Below are 414 nucleotides of genomic sequence, written 5' to 3'. Positions count from 1 at the left end.
ACGGCTTCGGCTTCTCCGACACGCGGGCCGCCGCACGTCGTCACTTCAAGATCGACGGGCCGTCGACGGTCGTGCGCGTGCTGCAGCAGCTCGTGCTCGAGGGCAAGGTCGACCCGTCCCTGCCCGCGCAGGCCATCGAGCGCTACCGCCTGCACGACGTCACGGCCGGCACGTCCGGCAACACGGGCGGCGACGCCTGACACGCGCCCCCGCGCACGACGAGACCCCCGGCCGCAGCGGCCGGGGGTCTCGTCGTTCCTGGACCGTGACGCGGAGGCAGCCGCCGTGGCGGCGCCTGCCCGGCGTCAGGTGCCGGGGATGGACTGCTGGGCCTGCGCGACCTCGCGCGTCAGCTCCGCCTTGAGCGGAGCGACGGCCGAGGCGTCGGGGTAGAGGTCGAGCGACGCCAGGTGC

At 74.9% G+C, this 414-nt stretch carries 1 protein-coding gene; it reads left to right on the top strand.

Annotated features, from left to right (window positions below; all coding sequences use genetic code 11):
• Positions 1-200 (top strand): hypothetical protein (locus CAY82_RS27655; protein ID WP_140399180.1); only part of this gene is annotated, 200 nt, incomplete at its 5' end.
• Between the last annotated feature and the right edge of the window lie 214 nt (positions 201-414).

It is taken from the genome of Pseudomonas sp. SID14000 (assembly GCF_002165135.1).
In the GTDB taxonomy this organism is placed as follows: domain Bacteria; phylum Pseudomonadota; class Gammaproteobacteria; order Pseudomonadales; family Pseudomonadaceae; genus Aquipseudomonas.
The sequence above is the reverse complement of the archived record's forward strand: the minus strand, read 5'-3'. Positions and strand labels throughout refer to the sequence as shown.